This window comes from Nocardia sp. NPDC020380 (assembly GCF_044386975.1).
Lineage (GTDB): Bacteria > Actinomycetota > Actinomycetes > Mycobacteriales > Mycobacteriaceae > Nocardia.
Map to the genome: position 1 here is coordinate 18,969 of NZ_JBIRVQ010000014.1, position 24,661 is coordinate 43,629.

Sequence of the window (24,661 nt, forward strand, 5' to 3'; positions counted from 1 at the left end):
GCGGCCAACGTTTTCAGTACGCACCTGTACCGAATCGAAGGAGCCCCTAATGAACAGCACCGCTCTCACCGACACACTGCCCGAGGTCGCGGCTTACATCGCGGCGGTCAATGCCTACGACCTCGATGCGATCATGGCTACCTTTGCCGCCGACGCCATGGTCAACGATGCACATCGCGAATTCACCGGCATCGCATCGATCCGCGCCTGGGCCCGCCGCGACCTGGTCGATGACAAGGTCACCATGACCGTGACCGAGGTTGTCCCCCACCCGACCCTGACGATTCTGCGGGCCCGCTACGACGGCGAGTACGACAAGACGAACCTGCCCGACGAGCTGATCCTCACCAATTACTTCACCACCGCCGACGGCAAGATCACGTCGCTGATCATCGTGCACAACCAGCCATGAGCGCCTTGGTAATCGCCGAGCTCTTCGCCCAGCCCGGCCGCGGCGACGACGTCGCCCAGCTGCTGCTCGATATCCTAGGCGAGAGCCTCAAACATGAAGGCTGCGAGGACATCCGAATCCTGCGCGACCAGGCCGACGCCGACCACGTCACCGGCCTCACCCAATGGACCCAGGCGCACAACTACACCGACTACCTGGCCTGGCGCACGGCGAACGGCTTCACCGCAACGTTCGAAGCGATGATGACCCGCCCCTTGGTGATCCACTACTACGACCAGATCTACCACGGCCGAGGATTGCACGCCGAAGACCAACGGACCGAGAAGTAATCTCGGGCCGTTGGTCTTCAGGGGGAAGAGGCGGTAGGACCTAGTGGCTATTCTTCGTCGAGCGGGCGCACGAATTCCAGGGTCCAGGTTTCCTGGAAATCCTGTTTCGGCGGAACCAATTCGATCTGCTGGCCGCGGTGGCCGGCGCGCAGGGCCAGGCCCTTCTCGGAGAGAATCTTCAGGCCGCCGATTATCGGCTCGAACATGAACTTCGCGAGATCGGGTCGCGGGGCATTGTTGACCCACAACTTGTCGTCGCTGACCTGAAGGCCCGCGTTCTCCTGGTGGGCCAGGGTGATGACGTATAGTGCGCCCGGGATCGGCTCGACTGGCATGATGGCCCATTCCTGTTCGATGGGCATCGGATTCAGGCGGTCGGTGATGACGGGAGCGCCATTCTTGACCGCGTATTCCGTGGCGGTGGCCAAGGCGGACGGGCCGATGATGTGGGCGTGGATTTTGTAGATACCCGGTTTGATCGGAACAGCTGACATGGCGAAGCTCCTTCTCTGTCACGCGGTTCAGCGCCGGGGCAGGAGGCGACCACAATCCCCAAATACTAAGAACCGCTTCGGGTTTCGACTAGCCAATCCAGTCTGCGATCGGTTCTTCCGCAGGGTCAACCCCCTATGGACACAGACATTCCGAGCTTTTCGTACAGGTCGTGGCTCATCATCGCGAGGACACCACCCGCGACCAGCGTTGCGACCACTGCCGACAGGACAACCGGGCGCAGTTTTATCCGTTCGCCAGAAGCGTTGCGGCGCACCAGAGTAACGTGGATCGCAAACAAGGCGACGGCGAAGACGATCGCCGCGATGAACGACCGGAAGATCACTTGCGGGTCCAGGAATTCGTAGAAGTAGTGATTGATGGTGCCTTCCGAACCGTTCCCACAGAACAAGCGCAGGGATACCGTCGCCACGATCGTGGTTGCAAACGCAACGGCGAACCAGCACACGGCCGTTCCGGCAATCAGGAGAAAGAAACCGATAACTGACACTTTGATCGCCGATGCCCGGCGTGCACTCAACAGGATGATTGCCGGAACTCCGACGATCAGGGCTCCGGTCAGGCCGGCAGTCAAGGGGATTGGCAGGTCGTAGATCCGGTACGCAAGGATGGCACCCGCTATCGGAGTCACGCCCAGGGAATCCGCGAACCTGTACGCGAAGAACGCTTCCAGGCAACCGCCGAGCACCACTCCGAGAAACGCTATTGCGAAACCCGCCGCGATCCACCGACCGATGCCTGATGCGCCCCTGCCGAATTCACTCCCCGACATCGGCATTTTCGCTTGGCCAGGCTCGTGCACAGGATCTTTCACCCGGTCAATCTAGAGCACACTCACCCCCGCCGCCCGGTCCTGAGCATGGTCGAGGCCCGGGTGGCGATGCCTGCGCCGCGCATCAGCCATTTGAAGGATCTGGTTGCCGGGCCAGGGAGTAGGCCGGCCAGTTGTACGGCGTCGATGAGGTCGTAGAGGGTTTCGCCCTCGTACATCAGGTGGTCCTGGTTGAAGTGGTAGCGGTCGACTGCGGTGCATTGGACGAAGGCGCCGTTGCCGGGGAGGGCCACTGCGTCATCGCCGTAGGGGTGGAGTTTCAAGGGGCCGACGAGGTGGCCGCTGCCGTAATAGCGGACGACCATGCGGATTTCGCCGGTCGGGGTGATGTCGAGGTAGGACTGGCCGGGGATCGGGTCGTAGCGCCAGTCCGGGATCGCTTCGAAGAAGGCGAAGTTGTAGGCCACGAACTCGTCGAGACCGACCATGGTGGCGCCGAGGGTCGTGACATCCTTGTAGCGCAGGTCGGGGGTGTAGAGCTCGTGGTTGTAGCTCATGTCGCGCGCTTGCCAACTCCACCAGTATTTCCTGGCCCAGTCGAGGGTCCAGGCGATGTCGAAACCGTGGGCGGCGTACCAGGCGATCTTCTGCTCGTATTCGGCGAACCAGGTGGTGGTCATCGCGGTCAGCGTGTCCTCATCGAGGACCGGTACCGGGACGGCACGGTTGGTCAGGACTGCCGGAATCGGTTGTGTCAGACGCGATTGCGCGAGGGCCTGCTGGAACTGTTCGTCGGTGAACATCGCATCTCCATCTGGAACCAACTGCTTTCTGAAGCAGATGGTTCCTGATAGGTTCGCTGGGTGTCAAGGAGTTACGGCGGGCGCAGCGCCACCGACCGGGTCGCTGAACGGCGCGCGCAGCTGATCGCGGCCGGGATGGCCATCGTGGGATCGGAAGGTGTTGCCGCACTGGGGATGCGCGCACTGTGTCGCGAGGCCGGATTGAGTCAGAAGTTCTTCTACGAGAGTTTCACCGGCATCGACGAGCTGCTGCACGCGGTTTACGCGGCGGCGTTATCCGAACTGGAGCAGGAGGTTGCGCCGGCCGCGGCCGCGCGGGATCTGCCCGCGATATTCGATGCCGCCGCCCGGCTGATGGAAGCCGATCCGCGACTGTGCCGCATCCTGCTGGTCGAGCCCGTCGCCGATATGCGGTTGCGCCGGCACGTGCGTGAGACCATCCCCGTCATAGCCGTTGCGGCACTGGGTGACCTGGTCGCCGGATCGCCGGACGATCCGCAGGTCCGTATGCGTTTCTCCGCGCTGTTCGGCGCCATGATCTCGCTGTTCGTGGAATGGACCGAGGGTAATCTCGGCACCGACCGCGATGCCTTCGTCCGGCACGCGACGAACGTCGCAACTCAGCTTCTCGCGCCGGGCGTGGACGCTGCTTCGACAAGCCCTTTGGCCTAGGGTCGGAGGCGATATGGAGATCAATCGATTCGCGGGTCTAGACGGTGCGGAGTTGGTGTTCCGTGAGATCGGGGCCGGTCGGCCGCTGATCCTGTTGCACAGCTTCATGGGTTCGGGCACGCATGGGCTCGTCGACTGGGCTCACCTGTTCGCCGAACAGGGACGACGGGTGGTGCTGCCGGACTTCCGCGGGCATGGGGACAGTGCGAAATCACATGATCGTGCCGCGTATCCGCCGGACGTCCTGGCCGATGACGAGCTCGCCCTCATCGAGTACCTCGGCGGCCAGAGCCAGACGTCGCCTGCGAACTTGTCGTCGGGCCCTTGGTTATCGGCCCGGGGTCGCGGTTGATGGTCATGGCGGTGTCGCCGGTCGTTGGTTCGACAGCCGCAATGTACTGTCCATTGCCAGATACCAAGTCTGCCGTTTCGTTCTCGGGCATATCACTCCTAAATAGCGGCGGGAGAGAAGGTTTCGTGTTCGGGAGCGCAGGTTCAGGCCGGGCGCGCGTGGCCGGTGAGGAGGCCTATGGCCCCGGCGATCGCGCGGCCATAGGCCTCGGGCGAGTTGGAGGGACCCGGGTGATCGTGGTGGTCGTCCTGGCGGTGCTGGCGGCAGTGGTCACGGCAGCGTTCACCAGTGGACGGGTCGATTCGGCACGGCTCGAGATCGGTGGCGACATCACCGTCACCGGCGTGCTGCAGGCAGCGGGATTGCTGTTCTTCGCATTTGCCGGGTATGCACGGATCGCGACCCTCGGAGAAGAAGTCAGAGATCCTGCGCGCACGATCCCCCGCGCGATCCCGTTGGCGCTGGGCATCACACTGGCCGTCTACGCGATGGTCGCGGTGGCCGCCCTGCTGGTGCTGGGACCACAACGCCTCGGTGCAGCTGCCGCTCCGTTATCGGAGCTGGTCCGGGCCTCCGGCCACGAATGGCTGGCACCGATCGTTCGAATCGGCGCGGCGGTAGCGGCATTGGGATCGCTGCTGGCCCTGATCCTCGGCGTCTCACGCACCACGCTCGCCATGGCACGAGATCGGCACCTGCCTGCGGTACTCGCGGCGGTGCATCCACGATTCGAAGTCCCGCATCGCGCCGAGATCGCAGTAGGCGTGCTGGTGGCAATCGCAGCCGCCACAACGGATCTGCGCGCCGCGATCGGCTTCTCTTCTTTCGGAGTCCTGCTCTACTACGCGATCGCCAACGCCGCCGCATGGACTCTCACCCCCGCCGAGCACGGGCCACCCCGAGCCATCCCCATTATCGGGTTGATCGGCTGTCTGACACTGGCATTCACCCTGCCGCGGGCATCCGTGCTCACCGGCACAATGGTGATCGCATTCAGTGCCGTCATCTACATATCGCGCCGCACCTTCAGGCCCGATCGGCCCGTGCGGCAATGAAATACAGCGATGCGTCAGTCTTCGCGGAAGCGCTCGACTCGATGCGATAGTCGTTCACTGAAGGTCTCCGCCCAGGCAACCGATTCCGACTGCTCAGCGGTGTCGATTGCGCGGCGCGCCGACTTCGAGGCAAGAGTCGCCCGCCGTCGCGATACTCCCGATCTGGACTGCATCGCCGCCAGCCGTACCACCCATGAGGCATAAGCCTGCACACTCATCCCCGCACACTCGGCCGCGTCCTCGAGGACGAGCCACTCGTACTCGTCGACAGTGACCACAATGTCCCTGGTTGCCATAGCCGCCAACCGTAGTCCTGATTGCCGACCGATGTTGCGCTGATCAGCTGTTTTTCCGAAAAGTGAGAATCACGAAACGAATCCCCCGGCCTGTCAGGGTGGTAATTCGGGATTGCGGGACTCGCCGATTGCCTTGTACCGTTAGATTGTCCCAGACAGTATTACCGGTGATGGTGGCGCGCAATGACTCTCGATCGGTTCATCCGGCCACCCGCCGACGTGGTCCGCACACATTCCGAGAACGGCATGATCGATCAGATGTCGATCGTGATCGACGCACCGCCACAACTACTGTGGGACCTGGTCACCGATATCACCGGCATGGGCAGGTGGAGCCCGGAAAACCGGCGCGGCCGATGGCTCGATAACGGACAGACGCCACGAACGGGCGCATGGTTTCTCGGATTCAATCGGATCGGGCCGGTCATGTGGGTGACGCCGTGTGAGGTCACCGCCGTCGAGCCGCTCGAGCATTTCGAGTTCCAGGTGCATATCGTCGGTCCGCGGTGGGGTTATCGTCTCGAACCGGATCCGCTCGGCACGCTGGTCACCGAATACCGGGAATGGCCGTATACGTCCGGTTTTCACCGCTTGCTGCGCTGGTCCGGGCCGCTCGGCAGGCCGCGGGACAATCACGCGCTCAATGGCATCCCGCAGACTCTGCGAGCGCTGAAGGCCTACGCCGAATCTCATTCGTGAGAGCGAATATCGCTGTGCGATAGGGCCTTCCAATGCGTAGTGTCGCATGCATGTCTTGCCGGATCTCTGAACTGGTCATCAACTGTGCCGACCCGCAGCGGCTGTCCGACTTCTGGTGTGAAGTCCTCGGCTACGTCGAACTCGGGTGGGAGCATGGCGCTTTAGAGATCGGCCCGCCCAAGGTCGGGTTCGGCGGTCCGCAGCCCACGCTGGTGTTCAGCCCCAGCACCGATCCGAAGCGCGGGCCGCTGCCACTGCATTTCGATGTGAACGCCGACGATCGCGATCAGGACGCGGAGCTGGAACGGCTGCTCGCCGCCGGCGCGCGGAAGGTCGATGTCGGACAGCCCGATGACGCGTCGTGGCATGTGCTGGCCGACCCGGAAGGCAACGAATTCTGCCTGCTCCGGCGCCGACTCGACCCGCTGCCCGAGGTGTAGGCGATTGCGGCGAACCTCACTCCGCGATCTCGATGACGAACACCGAGTTCCCGTCCGGATCGGTGAACGGCGCCTTACGGCCGGCCGAATTCATCGGTCAGCGTGCACATGGGATCGCAGGCCCTGCAGGCCGAACAGAATGAGCAACTCGACCGCGCCGCCGTCGGCGCTGCCCAGCCAGTGTGGCAGCGAGGTGTCGAATTCCGCGGCCTCGCCCGGCGGCAGGGTCAGGTCGCGTTCGCCGACTATCAAGCGGAGCCGGCCGTTGAGCACGTACAGCCACTCGAAGCCGTCGTGTGTCTGCAAGGTCGGCTCGAGCGGCTCCGGGCGCGCGGGAATGATCATCTTGAACGCGTGCACCCCGCCCGGCCGACGCGACAGGGGCACGAAGACCATCCCGAAGCGCCGGATCGGCTTCAGATGGATGCGGGGATCGCCGGTGCGGGGCGCGCCGACGAGGTCGTCCAAGGGCACGTCGTAGGTGCGTGCGAGCGGTAGCAGCAATTCGAGGGTCGCCCGGCGTTGTCCGCTCTCCAGCCGGGACAGGGTGCTCTCGGAGATGCCGGTGGTCGCGGCGAGCCCGGCGAGGGTGATGCCACGTTCGCGCCGTAGTGCACGCAGCCGCGGACCCATCGCGTCGAGGACGTCATCGGTTTCGGGGTCCATTCGCCCATCTTGCCGGAACAGCAAGATCGCGTGCCAGATCGTGGCGTGCCGGATGAGGCTGAAGCCATTCCGACAGTAGGAGTCTCGATGACCACCGCAATCCGGCCGCTCGGCTTGCTCCGCTCGACGCGCGCGGTCGCCATGATCGCACTCGCGATCCTGCTCGTGCCGGGAACCGCAGCCTGCACTACGACCACACCCGCCATCCCCGCCTATGCCACCGTCACGCACGGGGATCCCACGTTCGAGAACACTTTTCAGCACAAGTTCGCCGATGTCGACGGTGTCCGCATGCACTATGTGACCGGCGGCCACGGCACGCCGGTGGTGCTGATTCACGGCTGGCCGCAGACCTGGTACGGGTGGTGGCCGATCATGCCCGCGCTCGCCGAACATCACACCGTTTATGCCATCGACCTGCCCGGATTGGGCGACAGCACCGGCGTGCCGAGCGGCTACGACAAGGCCACCCTGGCCCGGTATGTGCACACTCTGATCGCCGACCGGCTCGGCTTACGGAACACCCGGGTCGTCGGCCACGACTTCGGCGCCGCTGTCGCGTTCGAGTACGCCGATCAGTTCCCCGCCGACACCGCCCGTCTCGGCTATCTCGATCTGCCGCTTCCCGGGCCCGCGATCGATGCGCGCACCTACCGGACGCTGAGCTGGCACATCGCCTTCCACTCCCAGCCGCGGGTTCCCGAAGCGCTTGTCGGCGACCATGTTCGCGAGTACCTGGCCATGTTCTATCCGCAGGTCTCCTTCGGCGGCACGGCATTCGGCGGCACCTCGCAGCGATCCCCGTTCAGCGATGCCGAAATCGACGAATTCGCCCGTACTTACCGTCGGCCCGCGGCGCTGTCGGGCGGCTTCGAGCTCTATCGCGCGCTGGACCAGGATGTTCGCGACATCGTTGCGGATCCGCCGACAACCGTTCCGACCCTGCTCATGACCGCCCAAGGTCAACTCGATGCGATTCGGGCGACGGTCTCTCCGCGACTGACCAATATCGTTCGTGCCGTGGACGTCCCGCACGCCGGGCACTGGCTCGTCGAGGAGAATCCCCAGTTCGTGACCGGTGAGCTCGAGCAGTTCCTCGGCTGATCACGCGGGCTGGTTGCCGGGATCGAGCCGGACGTTTGCCATTCGACACGACGGGTGTCAACCCACAGCAACAAGGGGCAGCCGATCGATAGCCTTCGGTGTGCTTCAGTTTCTAGGGTTAGGTCGACATAACTACCGTTTTGTCCTAAATGAGCGTTTCGACCGAATACACCACTCGCGATGAAGGGGTTCGAATGAGAAGGTCGTTGAGCGTCACCGCACAGATTGCCGCCGTAGCCATTTCCGGCTTCGGCCTCGCGGCCATTGCCGGAACGGGGACCGCGCAAGCCGCACCGCAGGACTGTGCCGTCAGCAAGGGGCTGTTCGACGCCTCGGCCGTCTGCCAACCCGACGGTGGCAGCAACTATGTCCTGCATCTCGACTGCGTCGGGCTCTACGCCAGCGGGCCGTTCCCGCTCTACTCCATCGGGCAGTACAAGGTCCTGAGCTACCCGTTCACACCCTCGGGTCAGCGGACGACGGCGGCGTGCACCGGGATGGGTCCCGGCGTCGTCGCCATCGCCACCAACGCCTTCGTGGAGATCTACAACCCGTAGTCAGGTTGATGACGCTCGGATCTCTGCTACCTGCCAGAGATCCGAGCGTCATCGTCGAGGACGAACACCCTTCTCCACCTGAGCATTTCGGCCATCCATGAGCTCGGTGCAGAGATACGGAATCGCCGTGCATTTCGAAGTACTGATGCCACTGCAGGATCCGGACCAGCAGCTGGTGATCTACCGCCCCGCAGACGATGCCCGCCGGTCGGCATTGGATCGATTGCGCCTATAGCGGGAGCCGATTCGGACTGGGAAAGAGGTCCCGTGCGGGAGAATGGCTGCGGACGTGGTGTGGGTTCGGCGGAGTACCGGGCAGACACGTTCGCAGCTCGAGGAGAAGACCATGGCGCCAGTCATCTATGGGCGCAAAGCGCGGGTATGCACGTTCAATCCGGAGGATGCGCTGGGGCGATTGCCTCGGCTGTATCTGGCGCAAGGTGCGCAGAGTCTGCCGGAGCTGACAGGGTTCATGCTGGCGTATCGCAATGCGGCACTGTGCATACTGGGGCAGATTGCGAGATTTCCGCAGGTCCGGGCAGCTCTCCTCACACCACTGTCGAACGTCTGCCAGCAGGAGAAGTCATCGGTCGGCCTCGAGCCGATTCTCCTCACCCTGCTGCACTCCGCCGCAACCTCCGGTGACACAGCGACTTTCGACCGATATTCAGCGTTATGGCGAGATTGGGGTCGCGCCGGAGCGAAGGCGCCGGGCAGCGATCCGGATCCTGTCCTGTGCTACGACGTGCAACACGATCAGCTACTGCTGTTGACCGCGGAAGCAGTGGACAGGATTCGCCCGGGCGGGCCGGAATTCGCAAGTCTCACAACCAGCACGTGCGATGAGGTGCTGCAGCAGTTGGCCTCTGCTCACATCGCGCAGCCGTTCGGGGAAACCACACCACCGCAACCGGCACGCATCCTGGCGACAGGCCTTTCGGCCGGCACATCGCAGACCGACCCCCAGAAGAAGGACGCCGTCGCACACTGCGGTGCCGCCGTCGGCAGCGTGCTCATCGCGTGGGGCGTAGCCCTCGAATTCACCCCCGTAACCAGTCTCGCAGGCACGCTACTGATACTCGCCGGCCTCTCCATCGAATTCGGCATCGACGCGGGCCGATGCATTGACGACATCCGCTCCTCAACCGAAGTCGACATCCCCCGATCGCCGTCAGCGACGGCATACTCGTAGAGACCGACAACGGCGTATTGCTGGCGACAGACTTCAGCGTCTCCACCGAACCGAGCCCACACCCGGGCGTAAGCGACAGCGTAGGAGCCGGCGACGGCGACACGGGCGGAGACGATTCCGGCGGCGGCGCACCCGGCAGCGGCACCACCGGTGGCGAATCCGGCAGCGGCCCAACCGGTTCCAGCGGCAGCGCGGATTCGGGCGGCCCATCCGGCGGCGGAGCAGCGAGCGGTGGCACCACCGGCGGCGAAGGCAGCAGCGGCGGAAGCGATGGCCCATCCGGCGGGGACGACGGCGACGACGGTGAGGGCGGCAGCGGCGATTCCGGCGGCGGCACACCAGGTGGCGGCGAAAGTGGCGGCGGCACAGCAGGCGGTGGCGAAAGCAGCAGCGGGGGGACAAGTGGCGGCGAAAGCAGTGATGGAGGGACAGGCGGCGACAGCGGCAGCGGAGGAACCGGCGGAGGCGAAAGCGGGGGGACTGGCGGTGGCGGCACCGAAGCCGAGCTCCCACCGGACGACGAAGGCGGCGCACACGGCGGCGGTTCGACCAGCGTGGGCCCAGTGGCTCCTCCCCATAACCCGCCTGGCGAGCCCGCCGGTGATACCCCGAATCAGCCGCTTCTCTCGTGGTTCGAAACGGCTACGCAACTCGTCCGATGACCAACGGGCAGAGGTTTCGCTAATACCGGCTGCCTACTTGGCGTATCCATCGCGTGGTCGACGGCCGAGTGGCACCTGAGCTTGACGAACGCCGAGAGGAATTCGCGCTGAAGTACCACTCGGCGTCGCTCTCCCCATCCATACCGAACGGCGAGAACCTCACTGGCGTAGTCGCTGTCACTCCGTCCATCGCGCGCGCCCGAATACGGCCGCCAGCGTGAGCGGTACGCCGAGCACTGCCGCCAGCGCGAAAATCGTTCCGAAGCGGCCGTCACCCGCCAGCGGCGCGACCACCGCCGTTGAAACCGCGCTGCCGCCGAACAGGGCTGCGGTGAAGAGCGCGACTACGGTTCCGCGTGCTCGCGGCAGCACCGATGTCGACCAGGTCTGCAGGGTGGAATGCATGAAAGAGTAGGCGCTGCCGAGGATTACGGCCGACAGGGTCAACGCAATTGCGCTCTGCCACACCGCCATTACCGTGAATCCGCCGATCAGCAGTGAGCCGCCGATGGCCAGCAGCAGCCATGCGGGTAGGCGTACCGAGAGTGGCTTCACGATCCGCGTGCCGCTCAGGACGCCGATGCCGTAGGTCGCCGCCAGCGCGCCGGCCGCGGTGAGTCCCATGCCGTCGTGTTGCAGCGCGGGCGCCAGGTAGGTCACGCCGCCGAGCAGGAGGCCACCCTCTACGAAGCCCAGCAGCAGTACGAGCAGCAGCCATCGACTGTGCAGTAGGTCGCGGTAGTGGGTGCCGCCGGATTCTCGCGCCGGTTCGGGCAGGCCGCGCAGGGTGAACACGAGTAGGCCCAAGGCGATTGCCGGGATCGCGAAAACTACACGCCAACTGGAGAATTGGGCGACTACACCTGCGATCAGGGTGGCTGTCGCTGTTGCGGAGCCGGTGGCGGCCATCAGATCCGACAACGCTTGCTGGCGCTCTCGCGGCGCGACGGAGTCGATCGAGGCCGGCACGATCGCTCCGACGAAGGCACCGGTGAGGATGCGCAGTGCGATCAATACCGTCAAGGTCGGGGCCATCGTTGATGCCAGCCCGCTCAGCCCCGCACCCACCAATGCGATGCGCAGCACCGGCAATCGACCCAGACGATCGGACAGCAGCCCCCACACCACTTGGGATCCGCCATAGGCGAAGGCGTAGCCGCTCGCCGCCAATGCGACGTCCGATAGCGGCGCGTGCATCGCAGCCGCTATCACCACCAGTAGCGGTGCCACCGCGAAGCGGTCGACATTCGCGAAATAGGAGGCTGCGAGCAGCGCCCGCGGCGGCGACGTGGTGGCCTGAGGTGTTCGGGTGATCGTCACCGTCCCACTCTCGGTCCCAGGCGGAGGCCCAGCCAGGCCACCGATCATCCTGGTAAATCCACCACCAGGCACGACGGTTGACATCGAATGCCCTGCTACGGTTGGTCGGCCATGACTCTCGAGCACGACCGGCGCCGCACCCTGGGCGCCTTTGTACGATCCCGCCGCGAGCGGCTCGATCCGGCATCCTTCCTGCTGCCGGGCTCACCTCGCCGGCGCACGCCGGGCCTGCGCCGGGAAGAAGTCGCGCAACTGTCCGGAGTCAGCCTGTCCTGGTACACCTGGCTCGAGCAGGGCCGCGACATCAACGTCTCGCGGCAAGTGCTCGAAGCGCTGGCCCGCACCCTGCAACTGAACCAGCTCGAGCACCAGCATCTATTCCGCCTCGCAGGTTCCCCGAGCGAAACCCCAGTCTCCGATCCTCCGGTGGTGAGCGCACGCCTGCGGGCGGTACTAGACGCGTTCGACCCCTCCCCCGCGAGCCTGCGCGATTGCCACGGCGACATCCTCGCCCGCAACCGCGCCGAACGCGCCCTCTTCGACATCGGCGACGCCCACGCCAACACCCTCGAACTCTATTTCGCCTGGCAACCCATCCGAACCATGCTGCAGGACTGGGAAACCCACGCCCGCCGCATCCTCGCCGAATTCCGTGCCGAAGCCGACCGCCACCCCGGCGACCCCCGTTTCACCGAAATCGTCGACGCCCTACGCCCCATCGACCCCTTCGGCACCTGGTGGGACCGCCACGACATAGCCGGCTTCACCCCCACCCTGCGCATCCTGCACCACCCGACAGCAGGCCCCCTGACCCTCGAACAATCCAAACTCATCGCCGCCGACGACCCCAGCCTCCACTTCCTCGTCCGCACCGCCGCCGACCCCGAAACCGCGGAGCGCCTAACCACTCTGGTCCGGAACGCCTAACGGGGCGAGTGATCTGAACCTCAGCTGACAACAAAGGTGATTGCTCTCACTTTGCCCTTCTATAAGTCGCGGCACCATGCAAGCCTCTCGGTGAGTTTGCTGAGAGTTTGCTCGGCAGGATTATGTGGGAGGAAACTGCCGATGGGCATTCGAAAGATCAGCATCGCCGGTGCATGCGCCACGTTCTCCACCACTGTTGCGGCCCTCGTGTGGAGTGCCGGGTCGGCCGGGGCGGACCCGGTGGCCGAAAAGTACCGCGAGACAGTCACCGATGACGGCTGGACCCTCGCGGTCACCAAGACCGCCGAGAACCTCGACCGCTGGCCGAATCTGGCCAGTTCCCCCGTCAGCCGCGAAGGCTTCGTCTCACTCAAGGCGATCGCCGAGATCACCGGCAAAGGCACGCAACCGATCACCGGCGGCACCATCACCCTCGGCTACCAGATCGGCTGCGCGGTCGACGTTTCCAGCGGCCTCACCCTCGGAATGGGATTCTCGATCGGACCCAACGCCTCGGTCACCATCTCCCAATTCCCCGGCGTGACCATCGGCGGACAGGCCTCGGTCAACCCGAACATCTCCACCACCCTGCAACCCGGCCGCATCGCCACCGTCGCCTTCGGATCCAAACCCCTTGCCGGAGCCCGCGCCTCGATCACCGCCGAACAAGTCGAGATCAAAGTCGACGCCTGCGCAGGCCCGGTCACCATCCGCTCCTTCGCCACCGCCGCCATCTCCAGCCCGGGCGCCGACAACAACCTCTCCGTCTACGGCGACCCCATCTGGCTCTGAAACATCCGACACCCCAACCACTTCGACTTTCGCTAGCGCTGTACCCCTGGAAGGTGAAAACCGATGACCGACACCGCCCCTTCTATCGAGACCGCAGCCTCACACCGTGGCGACTCCGCCACCGAACCGGTGAACCCGACCGTCGTAGCAATCGGGGGGCTCGCACTCGGTTCGGTCCTGCTGATCGTGGCGTTCGCGAACCTGAACCGGATGCCGGGCTGGGCCGACGATTACGGCGCCATCCTGGTCTATCTCGCGTTCTTCCTCTACATGTCCATCGCCGGACGACTCACCTGGTGGGGCATCGATACCTTGCGTGAACAGGCCAAGACCCGCCAGCGCCGGCGATGAGAGCGCGCGTCGCACGTTGCGCCGCACTCACTCTCACCTTGGGTGCCGTCGGCCTGGGCGTGGGCGCCATTGTTCTGTCGGGTTCACCGACCGCGGCCGCGCAAGGCTACGTGCCCTGTGAGCAGTGGCAGGCCATGCACCCGGGCTGGCCTTGCATCGACGTCCCTACCCCGCCACCGGTGCCGCCGAGCGGTCCGCCGACAGTATCCACCCCGCCACCACTGCCCTCGCAAACACCAGGCGTGCCCTCCCAGCCCGGTGGTGGCGGCGGAATCGGTGCGGGCGCGCTCATCCCGCCGACGATCCCACCCGGCAACGGAACGCCGATCGTGCCGGTCCCCGGTGCCGAATCACCTACTCTGCCAGGCAATCAGCCGCCTTCATCACAGCCCTCATTGCCTCAGGCAGTCCCTCCGCCGACAGACGGCGACGTGCCCGCCGACTCGGACTCTCCCAATCCTGGTGCCACTAGGCCTGATTCCCAGCAACCGCATACCCAGAGTCCTGATGCTGTATCTCCCCCGTCCGGCGAACCACCCGCATCGCCGGCGGTCGATAGAGCCGGACAGACAGGCGGTAATGATTTCGATGAGCGCATCCCGCTTCTCCTGATCGCCGCAGGCGCGTTCGTCGCCGCGAGTCCCTCATTCAGAGGTTCGCTACGGCTCGTAGATAGACCGGTCGACCCGCTGCCCGACGATACGGCGCCACCGCCTCCGGGAAACATAGGCGACGGCAGGGGAATACCGGCCGCTCCTTCGTGGCAGCCGCATGACAAAGGCTCCCCGGCCTGGGGATCGCAGCCGATTTGGTCCCGTGGCGACGACCTGGCCTTCAAGGCAGCGATTCTCGAAGCGCTGCCTGCGATATCAGTGAAGTGGCCACAGGCTGCGCGCATGCTCCGGCACTACCTCGGCGACACCGGGGATCCGGTGAATATCGACCCGAAGCAACTCATGTCCGAGATCCCCGAATTCAAGAATGCCGTCGATTCGACGGTCCAACGCGAGGTTGCCGCGATTGTTGTGCGCGCGTTGACATTTGGGGATTATGGACGACCGATCCCATTCCGCACCGGATGGATCGGATTCTACCCGAACTCCCAGAAGTACCCCGATTGGTTCCGTGCGATCGGCGGCTTCGACTACTCCGTGGGAGGCATTGTGACTGTCTACCCCGCAGCCGAGCCTGGTGGGCCACCGACGGTGCGGATAGAGTCGCAGGTCGATATCGCGACAGGTACAACTGGGACGGGGGCAAGTCCACCGAGATCGGGCCCCTGACAATCTCGGACGACCGGATGCAAGGGTTGCAGACCGCTGGATTGGCTCGCGAGTTCGATGTTCGGGGCAGTTCGGCTCTTCCCACCTATCAGGGGGTGTTTGTTGCGTAAGTCGGTCTCTCCGATCATTCTCGTGATAGTCGCAACGGTCGCGGTGGTTGCTATTGCTATCCCGGTCGTGTACGTCGCTGTCGATCTCCTTGCGCCTGGCCGGACATCGAAATGCCAACCCGATGACCCGGACGGTGCGATGAAGCTGGCCCGAATCACGTTGCCGGCCACGGCAAAGATCAGCAAGTATCAGATATCCTGCGACCGGGTATATGAATTCGATGCGACCGTGGATCTTCGATCGGGAAGCTTGCAGGAATTCGTTTCCGAAATTCAGTTCGGAGGAAAGTTCGGGGCGCTGAGCCAGGGCGAAGGAGGACGATGCTTCGCCGCAGACAACGTTCACCCCAAGGGTGATGACGCCTTCGATGTGAATCGAAGCATCGAATATCCTGATTGCTCGGTCGAGCCCAATTCGGTTTCGCTCAGGATCGCTTCCCGATATCCGATAGCCGGCAACTGAGTTCAGGCGTGGTCGGGGGCCGGGAGGAAGAGGGCTTCGAAGGGTGGCGAGCCCAAGGCGAGGGTGCTGTGGCCGAGGCCTTCGGTGTCGGAGACCAGCAGTAGGTCTCCTGGGGCGAAGACTCGTTTTTCTCCTGCTGTGGTGGTTACTTCGATCGTTCCACGGATCATCACTACCCACTGGCGGGCCGGGGCCGGGTGGGGCGTGCTGTCGAATTCGCCGCTGCGTACGAATACTGCTTGGGCGGAAGGTAATTCGCCGGTTGCCATGGGGGCCGTGCCGACTGCTACGGGGCGGACCGTGAGGGAGGTGCTGTCGTCGGCGAACTTCGAACCGCCGCCGGGCACTGTCTCGATTCTGGTGTAGTGCAGGATGTTTGGCTCGATCATGGTTCCAACTTTGACGTCCGAGATTCGAGGCGGCGATTCCCTGCGAGGAATGACTTCGGTCAATGGTGTCGTTTGCGGTAGCGGCGGCGGGTTGCGCGTAGTAGGCGTGGTGCGGTGAGGGCCGTTGCGATGGCGGTCAGGGGGATGATCACGTCGGTCCAGGGGTCGCGCGGGGGGCTCGGCTGCCTTATCGGCTACCCGGTTCGGCACATCCTCGACACTCATAGGGGGATTGTTCCGTCTCGGCGGGCGGACAGTGGGGAATCGAGGAAGTTGCGCGCTAGGACTGCGCGAACTCTTGGAGGTCCCGGTTGAGTTGGGTGCGGTGGGAGAGGTGGAGCATGTGGGAGGCGTTTTTGTAGACGATGAGTTTGCTGTCGGGGATCAGGTTGGCGGAGTGTTGTCCGCAGGTTTGGAGAGGGGCGAAGGCGTCGTGGTCGCCGTGGAGGATCAGGGTCGGGACGGTGATTCGGGTTGCCTCGGTGCGGAAGTCGGCTGCGAGGTTGATTCGGCTGCATTCGATTGCGGCGTGGAGGGATACGCGCATCCAGTCGCGGATGGTTGCGTCTTTCTCGAGTTGGGGGATGGCGCGATCGCCGAAGGAGAGGGCGGCGTTGTCGGTGACCCATTGGGCGTAGTCGGTGCGGAATTGGCTCAGGAGGCCGGTCACGATCTCGGGGGCGGCGTTGAGGTGTGGGGCAGTGGCGCCGACGAGGGCTATGCGACTGATGCGGTCGCTGCCGTGGCGGGTGAGGTAGCGGATTACTTCGCCGCCACCCATCGAGTGGCCGATCAAGGTCACGTCGGTCAGGTCGAGGTGGGTCAGGAGTGCGGCGAGATCGTCTGCGAGGGTGTCGAATTCGTAGCCGGTGCCGGGGTCGTCGGATCGGCCGTGGCCGCGGCGGTCGTAGCCGATGGCGCGGTGGCCGTGTTCGGTCAGGTGCAGCATCTGGTGTTGCCACATATCGCTGGACATCAGCATGCTGTGCACGAACACGACGGGGGTGCCGGTGCCGTAGTCGCGGTAGAAGAGTTCGGTTCCGTCGGGCACGGAGAAGTACGACATTGGGGATTCCTGATTATGGGAAGGCTTGTGGTTACTGGGCGGCGAGTGGCTGGACGGTGAGCTGGTAGTCCTCGCGGATCTTGCTGTCGGCGTCGAGGAGCAGGAATATGCGTGCTGCCCAGGCGATTTCGCCCGTCTCTGCACCGATCAGCTGGATGGTGAAGGTGACGAGGTCGTCGTGGCGGTGGGCGTCGGCGGCATTGGCGGCGCGGTAGAGGCCGGTCGCGACGAATGCGTTGTACGCCTCGGCAACTCGGGTGTCGAGCGCATCACGACCGCTGAATCGTGCGCCCTCGACGTACTCGACGCCGTGGGCGGTCCACAGCTCGGCGATGGCCCGGCGGCGCAGTTCGACGTCCGGCTCGTTCCAGAGCGCGGTGTAGCGGTCGACGAGGATGAGGTCGAGGGATGCGGCGGTGTTCGTCATGGCGGTGATGTCCTTCCGTGGGCCCCTGGTGGGCCGCTGGAATTACGATCGGTGGTGCCACGGCGGGACGGTCAAGCCGAATCCTCGGGCAAACTCTCCCCTAGTGGGAGACTCCACAATGGATGCCATGACCGCGTACATGTCCATCGGTGACTTCTCCCGTGCCACCCATCTGACCGTGAAGACCTTGCGGCACTATCACCAGATCGGACTGCTCGCCCCGGCCGATATCGATCCGCACACCGGCTACCGCAGATACACCACCGATCAGCTGGGTGTCGCGCAGGTGGTGCGGCGGTTCCGCGATCTCGATATGCCGCTCGAGGAGATTCAGGCCGTGCTGGCCACCGCGGATCCCACCGCGCGCAATGCGCGGATCGTGGCGCATCTGGATCGGTTGCAGGAGCAGCTCGGGCGCACGCAGAATGCCGTCGACCAGCTGCGGGATCTGCTGACTCATAGCGGGCCGGCCGAGTCGGCCGTTGAATTGCGGGCTGTGCCTGCCACTTCGGCGGCTGCGATCACCGATGTCGTCGACGCCGCCGACGGCGCGGCCTGGATGCTGGGCGCGCTCGGCGAGCTGTACGCCACCTTGACCGCTCAGCAGCTCACGCCGACGGGTCCGGCCGGCGGGATCTACTCCGATGAGGTGTTCACCGACCATCGCGGCGAGTCGACGATCTTCGTCCCGTGCGCCGGCCCCGTCCGGTCCGTGGGGCGGGTGCGCGGGATCGACGTTCCCGCAGCCGAACTCGCTGTGATCACTCATTCCGGGTCGCTCGCGGATGTCGACCGCACGTACGGGACCCTCGCCGCGCACGTCACTCGTCATGCGCTGGGAGTTCCCGGACCGATTCGCGAGTACTACTTGGTCAGTCAGCGCGATACCCCGGATGCCACGCAATGGTGCACGGAGATCGGCTGGCCGATCTTCCTCACCGGCGCCACGAACACGCACCGGGCCACGGCGTCACCCGCGGAGGTGAACTAACCGTCAACCGGCGTGAAGGATCCGAAAGCGATTGATTTCCACTGGATCCCGATCGACGACTTGGATCGGCGGCCACGCCCATTGCCAGACGCTGACGCCTGGTGTGCGGGAGAACCGGATCTGTCCGCGCGTGCCTTCTACCACGACGTGCGGCCAGGATTCGGCAATGCTCGCCCGGTCTGCGCCTTGGGAGCGCAGCAGATCGGCAAGGACGGCAATCGTGTCATAGCCCTCGAAAGCAACGAAGGACGGCGCTGCATCCAGCTGTTCGCGCAGCGCCTTCTCGACTCGTTCACCGAGTGCGCCCAGCCGCTCGGGTAGGTAGCGCAGGAACGGAACCGCCGCGCCGTCGCCGCCCAGCGATGTCGCCCACCCGGCGAATTCCGGTTGCCCTGCCGGTGCGCCGATCAGGATTTCAGTGAGGCGGTCGTCGCCGCGAACTGCCTTGACGATCGACACGGCCGGCTCGGGGTAGCCGACCAGAAGTAGAAGGGCTGTCGCGCGATTCACGACAAGTTCGTCGCATACGGCCGCAGGCGTGAGCACGCTCATCTCGAGTTCGACGACGGAACCGCCGCGCGGACCGAGGTAGTCCCGCAGAATGCTGACGCCGGATGCCCAGTAGACACTCGACTGCGCTGCCACGGCGATTCGCGTGTGGCCTGCGCTGAGAAGGAAGTCCGCATAGACCTGCCAGCTGCGAGACTGCGCGGGGGCAAGGCGCGCAACCCATTCCGTCGGCTCTTCGGTCAGTGTGTCGAGGACCGCCGATGAGCAGAGGAACGGCAAGCCCAGTGCGTCGGCCCGAGCCGCAGCGGCGCGAGCGACGACGCTGTGATACTCCCCCGCCAGCGCAGCCACGCCCAGCCGGGCCAATTCATCGACGGCCGCCGCGGCCCTGGACGGATCGGCCGCAGTATCTCGAACTACCAGCTCGAGCGGTGCCCCGAGAATCCCTCCGGCCTCATTGATTTCGCGAACGCCCAGCTCGAGTCCAGCGAGCAGGTGTTGCCCGGCCTCGACCCAGCCCGGACGGGTCAGCGGGACGAGCGCACCGATCCGGACGGACGATTCGCGAGCCTGCTCAACTCCAGTGGGCGATGGTGGCGTACTCATGAGCTGGCTTCTCCCATATGACGATTCGGCCTATCCGCGACCGAGCTGCTCGCGCTGCCTCGCTTCAGGATCCTGCCGCATCCGACGCCTCATCGGCGCGACGCGCGCGCATTGCTCGGACACGCCCGCGGCTTGCACATGCCGGAGAGGGACACCAGCGCCGACGCCCGAGCGGGTCGGTGAATATGCCCCGGCAGTCGTGTTCGGGGCACGACTTCAGTCCGGCACGATCGGCGCCGGTCAGGTGGTCGACGGCTTGGCGCGCAATCCGGGCGAGGGCGTCACCCGCGGTTGTCGGCCGTTCGCGCTGCAGGCGATCGTCGACGGTGAGGTGCACCGGGTCATCGTGTTCGGTGAGGAATGCACTCAGTTCCGCGACCGCGTCACCCGGTGGTGTCCGCTCCTCGAGGGTGGCCAAGGCCAAGTCGCGCAGTGTCTCTCGCAGCCGGATGGCCTGGGCGAGCTCGGCAGCGGTGGGCGGTCGCTGCGGCAGGAGTTCGCTGCGGTCGAGCCATTCGGTGAACCGTGCGGGTGTGTCCATGCGCTCCACCGGGTTCGCGCTGAAGCTACGGCCTTTGGTGGCGAGCAGATTCAGCCAGGTGGCGCCGCAGTCGAAGCGAAACGCGTACTTGTCCTCTGCTGCCATGAAAAAAGTGTAACGCTTCGCCCGTTACAGATGCTACGTTCGTAACGGTTCACCCGTTACAACTGTTAGAGGTACCGATCATGACGAACACTTCTCCCCTGTCCGAGCAGCTCACCCCCGCACGGTTCGACCGCGAGGAGGGCTACCGGATGCTGGATCAGCTGCAGGAGGAATCCACTCAACTCGCCACCCTGCCCGGACTCGAACAGCTGGTCCCCGGCCTCGCGGACTGGGTGGTCACCGCATTGTTCGGCGGCACCTACCTGCGCGGAAACCTCTCGCTGAGGGATCGCCAACTGGTCAACATGGCCGCCCTGACCGCTCTCGGCGGCGTCGACCCGCAGCTGAACGGACACGTGAAAACGTCACTGCGAGTGGGCCTCACCCGCGAGGAAATCCTCGAAGTCTTCGCCCACCTCGCCCCCTACATCGGGGTACCGAAGGCGCTGGCCGGACTGCGCGTGGCCGCGACCGCGCTCGCCGAGGCCGAACAGCCGGCCCAGTGAGCGCCACGATCCGGACCGTGCTCGGCGATATCGCACCGGAGAGCCTCGGCGTCTGCAACGCCCACGACCATCTGTTCATCCGCTCCCCGCAGCTACGGGGCCAGGAGCTCGACGATGCGGACGCCGCACTGCACGAACTGAATTCGTTCGCGGCCCTGGGCGGACAGGCGGTAGCGCAGTGGACACCATGGGGATTGGGACAACGGCTCGAGGATCTCCCCGAGCTGTCCCGGCAATCCGGCGTGCATCTGATCGCCGCCACCGGACTGCATCAGGCCAAGCATTACGTACCGGCCCAATTGGCGAACGTCTACGACGATCTGGCCGACCTGTTCATCCACCAGCTCACCGCAACCCCGGTACGCGCGGGATTCATCAAGGTAGCCGGCGCTTTTCATCACCTCGATGCGCACACCCGCCACGTCCTGGCCGCCGCGGCCGCCGCCCACCACGCCACCGGAGCCCCCCTCGGCGTCCATCTCGAGGGCGGTACCGCGGCCCTGGCCGTACTCGACGAGCTCACCACAACCCACGGCGTGCCGCCCGAGCGAGTGATACTCGGTCATCTACATCGGTTCCCCGACAGTGCAATCCACCGTCAGGTCGCCGCAACGGGAGCCTTCGTCGGTTTCGAAGGCCCTTCACGAGCCCACCACGCCACCGACTGGCGCCTGATCGACAACATCGCAGCCCTCGTCGACAGCGGACACACCGATCGGATCCTGCTCGGCGGTGACACCGTCACCGTCTCGGCGCGATCCACTGCCGACGGCCCCGGGATGCCTTACCTACTGGACACTCTGCGCCCCCGCATCGAACGCGAATTCGGTTCCGACACAGCCACCGCCGTGTTCATCACGAACCCGGCCCGCGCGTTCAGTACGCAATGGTCCACTCAGTGAGTGGGCCGGGTGGTCGCCCGGGGGTCGTGCCATAGGCCCAGGTCGAAGTACAGGGTGGTCATGGAGTCCCACATGGTGGACCACGGTTGTTTCGGCCCTTGGCATTTCCAGACGGCGACCATGCGGTCGATGCCGGGGGTGCCCTTGGGGTCGTCGAGCTGGGCGACGCGTTCGACCTCGTCGAAATGGGTGCGCAGCTCGGGCTCGGCGGTGTCGAGGCCGACGTAGATGATCGTGGTCGCGGAATTCGGTGGCGGGCCGAAGAATCCGAAGCCGCGGCTGGGGCTGTAGGTGGCGGGCAGGTGGTATCGACCGCCGAACTGTTCGACGGCGCCCGCCTGCCAGTAGCCCTGGGCGACGATGGCGGAGTGCGCCTTCTCCTCCGGGCTCAGCGTGTTGTAGCCCGCGTCCACGGCGGAGACCAGGTGTGACCAGTTGGTGGTGCCGAAGACCGCGGACTGCAGGCCGAGATCGAGGGCGTCGTGGGTCGGGCTGCGCCAGCTGTCGGGCAGTGGCAGGACGGTGAGTCCGGCGATGAATACCAGGGCCGAACCCGCGGCGGCCAGCATCGTCAGCACGTTCAGCCACGTTCTGCGGTAGTGCTGCCAGAAGGCGACGGCACCGAAGGCGAACATGGCGGGGAAGAAGCCGGTCGGGTAGTAGGGCCGGCCGTGCGTGAAGATGACGAACACGGTCATGATCACCAGTGCGGCCGGCAGGAAACGGTACGGGCGCAAGGCTTCCAGTTTGAACGCGGCCCAGAACGCGATCAGGATCATCAGCCCGCCCAGGAAGCTGGCCAGGCCCAACCACTGCGGAATGAATCCGGCTGGGCCGAAGCCGGTGGCGTCCTGCTCGGCGCCGATGATCGAGCCCATGGCCAGCTGCGGCCAGTTGTGCTGTGACTGCCAGTAGAGGATCGGGACCAGGGACAGGGCCAGGATGCCGGTCGACACCCACAGGGCCGGGCGGCGCAGGATCTCCCGTGGGCCGCACAGGATCATGGCCAGCCCGAGGCAACCCCAGACCAGCGGGATCATCCACTTCACCTGCATGTCCAGGGCCGCAACGAGTCCCGCGACGATGAGCAACCAGTCCTGCCGGGTGCGCACCCAGCGGGTGAACAGCCAGGTGATCACGGCGGTGAGGGTGGCGTCGAAGGCGAAGGTGCTCAGCTGAACCTGGGTCGCGATCAGGCTGGAGGTGGCGTAGGTGGCGGCGGCGAGCAGCTGTGCGCGGCGGCTGCCGCGGAGTTCGTAGGCGATCAGCCCGGCCACCACGACCGCGCCCGCGGCCATCAAGACGGCCGGGAAGCGCAGTGCCGTCAGCGATCCCGGCGCGAGGACGTCCGCGATGTGCGCGAACAGCGGTACCACCACGCCCTGGTCGGCGAAGGTGTAGTCGAGCCGGCGGCCGGCGGAGAGGAAGTAGAGCTCGTCGCCGAAGTAGTCGTAGCGGGCCGCTGTCACCGTGAGCACTACCGTGGCGAGCGCCGCGATGAGCGCGACTCCGCGTAGAGCGAACTCGGGATGGGTCTCCGTTGTTTTTTCCGGCTCAGTGCGAATCGCAATGACCGCGGTCATGAACTGCCCCCAAAACTTCCCGACAGACACGCTCGACGCCATCCATGTGCTGGTGGCGTCGTATCTGTTCGCTGGTGAACCGATTCCTCCCCGGCAGCGAACTTGTTGAGCGCAAGCGCTCTGCGGTCCTGCTCGGATTGCTCGATGTGAAACGATAGGTTGTATCAGGTGGCTCCGCAAATGCAATGCCGAAAGCGTCGATAGCCGTTGGCTGTAAATTCAAGATGACTGTGATGTGACCCGCCGGTTAATTGCGCTGCTATCGAAAATGGATACAGCGAGAAGGCGCAGGATGCGCCGGTCAGCGGGCAGCTCTCAGCATGCGAGACCGATCGGCAACGCGAATCCGAACCGCCCGGAGTGGCTTGCGCCACGATTAACAAGCCACCAAAACAGGCGTCCCGAGGGACTCGATGTAGCACACTCATGGCGATTACCTCGCGATCGGTTATTTCACCGTCATGAATAGGTAAAAAATCATCGAGATTAACGTGCACCGGGGTGAACGACCAGGGGTACAAATAGGTCGGTGAATCGGTCATCGACCGTAAAGGGGATTGAATGAACCATCGAAATGCGAGCATCCGGCGCGGATGGCGGCCGGCCGGCGGCCGCATCGCCCCGGGCGGAAGTCCCGCCGGGGCGACGCGACCCACCCTCAGCTCGCGGCCGCGATCTTCGCGGGATCGGGTGCGTACGCGGTCATCCAATGCGGCCGTAGCCGGTAGTAGACGATGTCGTTGTCCCAATCGAACGCGTCGTCGCCGTAGAAGTCCTTGAAGTAGGCGAGCAGTTCGGGCCACGCCGGGTCGGGATCACCGTGTGCGGGGTTCAAGACCTCGACCCGGCCGTGGGTGAACACGCCCAGCTCCTCCCCGCGCATATGCGCGACACTGGCCACGGGACGAGCCGCGAGATGCTTGGCCTTCGCGGCGGTGCGCGCGGTGCCGAAATGCCATGCGCCGTGCAGGAAATGACCGTCGGCGCCGCTGATCCGCGGCTCGCCGGTCGCTGTCACCGTGGACAGGGCGAGGGTGCACATGCCGGTGAGAACCCGTGTGAGCTGTTCCGCGGTCAGACTCCGCTCGGAGTCGATGATCGAGCGCAGGTGTGCGGTGGATCGGGTGAGAGATGCGTCGAGCAGGGCCTGCAGTTCGGTGAGCTCTTCAGTCGATTCGCGCATCCAGCCACCGTATCGGCGACCACCGACAAGTTTCGGCCGCCGAAGTCTGAAGCCGCACACGGTGATGTCGGTCATTGCATGT

The 24,661-nt window shown here is 65.0% G+C and carries 32 protein-coding genes and 1 pseudogene; 19 read left to right on the forward strand and 14 right to left on the reverse strand.

Annotation, left to right across the window (positions count from 1 at the left end; all coding sequences use genetic code 11):
- Positions 1 to 49: 49 nt before the first annotated feature.
- A complete protein-coding gene (locus tag ACH438_RS33815; protein ID WP_397012766.1) occupies positions 50 to 412 on the forward strand; it encodes a nuclear transport factor 2 family protein in 363 nt (120 codons plus the stop codon).
- Positions 409 to 741 (forward strand): putative quinol monooxygenase, encoded by a 333-nt coding sequence (locus ACH438_RS33820; RefSeq protein ID WP_397012768.1) that lies wholly within the window; start codon positions 409 to 411, stop codon positions 739 to 741. Before ACH438_RS33815 ends, ACH438_RS33820 begins: the two co-directional genes overlap by 4 nt.
- Before the next feature lie 47 nt (positions 742 to 788).
- Here ACH438_RS33820 and ACH438_RS33825 read toward each other — a convergent pair whose 3' ends face one another.
- The 3 genes from ACH438_RS33825 to ACH438_RS33835 form a co-directional block, all read right to left on the reverse strand.
- The gene (locus tag ACH438_RS33825) at positions 789 to 1,235 is read right to left on the reverse strand and encodes a hypothetical protein (RefSeq protein WP_397012770.1); all 447 of its coding nucleotides are present in this window, start codon (positions 1,233 to 1,235) and stop codon (positions 789 to 791) included.
- Between the two features lie 125 nt (positions 1,236 to 1,360).
- Positions 1,361 to 2,068, reverse strand: coding sequence for a hypothetical protein (locus ACH438_RS33830; RefSeq protein ID WP_397012772.1), 708 nt, complete (start codon positions 2,066 to 2,068; stop codon positions 1,361 to 1,363).
- 20 nt (positions 2,069 to 2,088) lie between these two features.
- Entirely contained in the window at positions 2,089 to 2,829 is a 741-nt protein-coding gene (locus ACH438_RS33835; RefSeq protein WP_397012774.1) for a nuclear transport factor 2 family protein, read from the reverse strand.
- A 60-nt stretch (positions 2,830 to 2,889) separates the two neighbouring features.
- Between ACH438_RS33835 and ACH438_RS33840 the strand changes: the two genes are divergently transcribed.
- The 3 genes and pseudogenes from ACH438_RS33840 to ACH438_RS33850 all read left to right on the forward strand — a co-directional run.
- The gene (locus tag ACH438_RS33840; protein WP_397012776.1) at positions 2,890 to 3,501 is read left to right on the forward strand and encodes a TetR/AcrR family transcriptional regulator; all 612 of its coding nucleotides are present in this window, start codon (positions 2,890 to 2,892) and stop codon (positions 3,499 to 3,501) included.
- A gap of 13 nt (positions 3,502 to 3,514) precedes the next feature.
- A complete protein-coding gene (locus ACH438_RS33845) occupies positions 3,515 to 3,853 on the forward strand; it encodes an alpha/beta fold hydrolase (protein ID WP_397012778.1) in 339 nt (112 codons plus the stop codon).
- A gap of 224 nt (positions 3,854 to 4,077) precedes the next feature.
- Positions 4,078 to 4,908: pseudogene (locus tag ACH438_RS33850) on the forward strand (APC family permease); the annotation flags it as partial.
- A gap of 14 nt (positions 4,909 to 4,922) precedes the next feature.
- Here ACH438_RS33850 and ACH438_RS33855 read toward each other — a convergent pair.
- Positions 4,923 to 5,204: a hypothetical protein gene (locus tag ACH438_RS33855; RefSeq protein ID WP_397012780.1), complete on the reverse strand. Its 282-nt coding sequence runs from the start codon at positions 5,202 to 5,204 to the stop codon at positions 4,923 to 4,925.
- A 183-nt stretch (positions 5,205 to 5,387) separates the two neighbouring features.
- Between ACH438_RS33855 and ACH438_RS33860 the strand changes: the two genes are divergently transcribed.
- The gene (locus ACH438_RS33860; protein ID WP_397012782.1) at positions 5,388 to 5,903 is read left to right on the forward strand and encodes an SRPBCC family protein; all 516 of its coding nucleotides are present in this window, start codon (positions 5,388 to 5,390) and stop codon (positions 5,901 to 5,903) included.
- Positions 5,904 to 5,953: 50 nt separating this feature from the next.
- Positions 5,954 to 6,343 (forward strand): VOC family protein, encoded by a 390-nt coding sequence (locus ACH438_RS33865; protein WP_397012784.1) that lies wholly within the window; start codon positions 5,954 to 5,956, stop codon positions 6,341 to 6,343.
- Positions 6,344 to 6,433: 90 nt separating this feature from the next.
- Here the strand turns inward: ACH438_RS33865 and ACH438_RS33870 are convergent, their stop codons facing one another.
- Positions 6,434 to 7,009 carry a helix-turn-helix domain-containing protein gene (locus tag ACH438_RS33870; RefSeq protein WP_397012786.1) on the reverse strand — a complete coding sequence of 192 codons (576 nt, stop codon included), beginning with the start codon at positions 7,007 to 7,009 and terminating at the stop codon, positions 6,434 to 6,436.
- A gap of 87 nt (positions 7,010 to 7,096) precedes the next feature.
- On the opposite strand from ACH438_RS33870, the gene ACH438_RS33875 reads away from it, so the two are divergent.
- The 4 genes from ACH438_RS33875 (at position 7,097) to ACH438_RS33890 (ending at position 9,862) form a co-directional block, all read left to right on the forward strand.
- Entirely contained in the window at positions 7,097 to 8,113 is a 1,017-nt protein-coding gene (locus ACH438_RS33875; protein ID WP_397012788.1) for an alpha/beta fold hydrolase, read from the forward strand.
- Positions 8,114 to 8,307: 194 nt separating this feature from the next.
- Positions 8,308 to 8,670, forward strand: a complete 363-nt coding sequence (locus tag ACH438_RS33880) for a hypothetical protein (protein WP_397012790.1) — start codon at positions 8,308 to 8,310, stop codon at positions 8,668 to 8,670.
- A gap of 97 nt (positions 8,671 to 8,767) precedes the next feature.
- Positions 8,768 to 8,905, forward strand: coding sequence for a hypothetical protein (locus ACH438_RS33885; RefSeq protein ID WP_397012792.1), 138 nt, complete (start codon positions 8,768 to 8,770; stop codon positions 8,903 to 8,905).
- A gap of 111 nt (positions 8,906 to 9,016) precedes the next feature.
- Positions 9,017 to 9,862, forward strand: a complete 846-nt coding sequence (locus ACH438_RS33890) for a hypothetical protein (RefSeq protein WP_397012794.1) — start codon at positions 9,017 to 9,019, stop codon at positions 9,860 to 9,862.
- 839 nt (positions 9,863 to 10,701) lie between these two features.
- Here the strand turns inward: ACH438_RS33890 and ACH438_RS33895 are convergent.
- A complete protein-coding gene (locus tag ACH438_RS33895; protein ID WP_397012796.1) occupies positions 10,702 to 11,844 on the reverse strand; it encodes an MFS transporter in 1,143 nt (380 codons plus the stop codon).
- Positions 11,845 to 11,955: 111 nt separating this feature from the next.
- Here ACH438_RS33895 and ACH438_RS33900 point away from each other — a divergent pair, with 111 nt between their 5' ends.
- The 5 genes from ACH438_RS33900 (at position 11,956) to ACH438_RS33920 (ending at position 15,770) form a co-directional block, all read left to right on the forward strand.
- Positions 11,956 to 12,771, forward strand: coding sequence for a helix-turn-helix transcriptional regulator (locus tag ACH438_RS33900; protein ID WP_397012798.1), 816 nt, complete (start codon positions 11,956 to 11,958; stop codon positions 12,769 to 12,771).
- 141 nt (positions 12,772 to 12,912) lie between these two features.
- On the forward strand, positions 12,913 to 13,563 hold the full coding sequence (locus tag ACH438_RS33905) for an MspA family porin (RefSeq protein WP_397012800.1): 651 nt from the start codon (positions 12,913 to 12,915) through the stop codon (positions 13,561 to 13,563).
- Between the two features lie 63 nt (positions 13,564 to 13,626).
- Positions 13,627 to 13,914, forward strand: coding sequence for a hypothetical protein (locus ACH438_RS33910; RefSeq protein WP_397012802.1), 288 nt, complete (start codon positions 13,627 to 13,629; stop codon positions 13,912 to 13,914).
- Positions 13,915 to 14,810: 896 nt separating this feature from the next.
- On the forward strand, positions 14,811 to 15,197 hold the full coding sequence (locus tag ACH438_RS33915) for a hypothetical protein (RefSeq protein WP_397012804.1): 387 nt from the start codon (positions 14,811 to 14,813) through the stop codon (positions 15,195 to 15,197).
- 132 nt (positions 15,198 to 15,329) lie between these two features.
- Complete coding sequence (locus ACH438_RS33920) at positions 15,330 to 15,770, forward strand: hypothetical protein (RefSeq protein ID WP_397012806.1); 441 nt, start codon at positions 15,330 to 15,332, stop codon at positions 15,768 to 15,770.
- 2 nt (positions 15,771 to 15,772) lie between these two features.
- Here the strand turns inward: ACH438_RS33920 and ACH438_RS33925 are convergent, their stop codons facing one another.
- From ACH438_RS33925 to ACH438_RS33935, 3 genes are all read right to left on the reverse strand, one after another.
- On the reverse strand, positions 15,773 to 16,159 hold the full coding sequence (locus ACH438_RS33925) for a hypothetical protein (protein ID WP_397012808.1): 387 nt from the start codon (positions 16,157 to 16,159) through the stop codon (positions 15,773 to 15,775).
- 280 nt (positions 16,160 to 16,439) lie between these two features.
- Positions 16,440 to 17,225: an alpha/beta fold hydrolase gene (locus ACH438_RS33930; protein ID WP_397012810.1), complete on the reverse strand. Its 786-nt coding sequence runs from the start codon at positions 17,223 to 17,225 to the stop codon at positions 16,440 to 16,442.
- Between the two features lie 31 nt (positions 17,226 to 17,256).
- Positions 17,257 to 17,652: a hypothetical protein gene (locus ACH438_RS33935; RefSeq protein ID WP_397012812.1), complete on the reverse strand. Its 396-nt coding sequence runs from the start codon at positions 17,650 to 17,652 to the stop codon at positions 17,257 to 17,259.
- 127 nt (positions 17,653 to 17,779) lie between these two features.
- Here ACH438_RS33935 and ACH438_RS33940 point away from each other — a divergent pair, with 127 nt between their 5' ends.
- The gene (locus tag ACH438_RS33940) at positions 17,780 to 18,643 is read left to right on the forward strand and encodes a MerR family transcriptional regulator (protein WP_397012814.1); all 864 of its coding nucleotides are present in this window, start codon (positions 17,780 to 17,782) and stop codon (positions 18,641 to 18,643) included.
- Between the two features lie 3 nt (positions 18,644 to 18,646).
- Here ACH438_RS33940 and ACH438_RS33945 read toward each other — a convergent pair whose 3' ends face one another.
- Both ACH438_RS33945 and ACH438_RS33950 read right to left on the reverse strand, forming a co-directional pair.
- A complete protein-coding gene (locus ACH438_RS33945; RefSeq protein WP_397012816.1) occupies positions 18,647 to 19,759 on the reverse strand; it encodes an ABC transporter substrate-binding protein in 1,113 nt (370 codons plus the stop codon).
- 64 nt (positions 19,760 to 19,823) lie between these two features.
- Positions 19,824 to 20,405, reverse strand: coding sequence for a CGNR zinc finger domain-containing protein (locus ACH438_RS33950; RefSeq protein WP_397012818.1), 582 nt, complete (start codon positions 20,403 to 20,405; stop codon positions 19,824 to 19,826).
- Positions 20,406 to 20,485: 80 nt separating this feature from the next.
- Here ACH438_RS33950 and ACH438_RS33955 point away from each other — a divergent pair, with 80 nt between their 5' ends.
- Together ACH438_RS33955 and ACH438_RS33960 are read left to right on the forward strand one after the other, a co-directional pair.
- Positions 20,486 to 20,911: a carboxymuconolactone decarboxylase family protein gene (locus ACH438_RS33955; RefSeq protein WP_397012820.1), complete on the forward strand. Its 426-nt coding sequence runs from the start codon at positions 20,486 to 20,488 to the stop codon at positions 20,909 to 20,911.
- Positions 20,908 to 21,813, forward strand: a complete 906-nt coding sequence (locus ACH438_RS33960; RefSeq protein ID WP_397012822.1) for a phosphotriesterase — start codon at positions 20,908 to 20,910, stop codon at positions 21,811 to 21,813. Before ACH438_RS33955 ends, ACH438_RS33960 begins: the two co-directional genes overlap by 4 nt.
- On the opposite strand, the gene ACH438_RS33965 is transcribed toward ACH438_RS33960, so the two are convergent.
- The 3 genes from ACH438_RS33965 to ACH438_RS33975 all read right to left on the reverse strand — a co-directional run bounded on the left by ACH438_RS33965 (position 21,807) and on the right by ACH438_RS33975 (position 24,579).
- Complete coding sequence (locus ACH438_RS33965) at positions 21,807 to 23,396, reverse strand: ArnT family glycosyltransferase (RefSeq protein ID WP_397012825.1); 1,590 nt, start codon at positions 23,394 to 23,396, stop codon at positions 21,807 to 21,809. The two genes, ACH438_RS33960 and ACH438_RS33965, sit on opposite strands and share 7 nt — an antisense overlap.
- Positions 23,397 to 23,560: 164 nt before the next feature.
- The gene (locus ACH438_RS33970) at positions 23,561 to 23,938 is read right to left on the reverse strand and encodes a hypothetical protein (RefSeq protein ID WP_397012827.1); all 378 of its coding nucleotides are present in this window, start codon (positions 23,936 to 23,938) and stop codon (positions 23,561 to 23,563) included.
- Positions 23,939 to 24,054: 116 nt separating this feature from the next.
- On the reverse strand, positions 24,055 to 24,579 hold the full coding sequence (locus tag ACH438_RS33975; protein ID WP_397012829.1) for a pyridoxamine 5'-phosphate oxidase family protein: 525 nt from the start codon (positions 24,577 to 24,579) through the stop codon (positions 24,055 to 24,057).
- Positions 24,580 to 24,661: the final 82 nt, after the last annotated feature.